At 45.8% G+C, this 275-nt stretch carries 1 tRNA gene and 1 pseudogene; both read left to right on the top strand.

The window, feature by feature from the left end:
- Position 1 precedes the first annotated feature (1 nt).
- Positions 2–77, top strand: a tRNA-Thr gene (locus tag HH682_RS15500).
- A 121-nt stretch (positions 78–198) separates the two neighbouring features.
- Positions 199–275: pseudogene (locus HH682_RS15495) on the top strand (GTP-binding protein); the annotation flags it as partial.

Genomic DNA, 275 nt, shown 5'->3' with positions numbered 1-275 from the left:
TGCTGATATGGCTCAGTTGGTAGAGCGCACCCTTGGTAAGGGTGAGGTCCCCAGTTCGACTCTGGGTATCAGCACCACATTCCTAACTTCCTCCCTGATTCCTTCTGTCTCTTGATTAAATCCATAATTATCAGGCAATAATGACCTGGTTGACGTGATAACTTCACCGATTCTATCTGTGTCTTAGAGGAACAAGCGATGGCTAAAGAGCAATTTCAACGTAATAAACCACACGTAAACGTGGGAACCATCGGTCACGTTGACCACGGTAAAAC

It is taken from the genome of Rosenbergiella gaditana, assembly GCF_018494065.1.
Taxonomy (GTDB): domain Bacteria; phylum Pseudomonadota; class Gammaproteobacteria; order Enterobacterales; family Enterobacteriaceae; genus Rosenbergiella; species Rosenbergiella gaditana.
The sequence above is the reverse complement of the archived record's forward strand: the minus strand, read 5'-3'. Positions and strand labels throughout refer to the sequence as shown.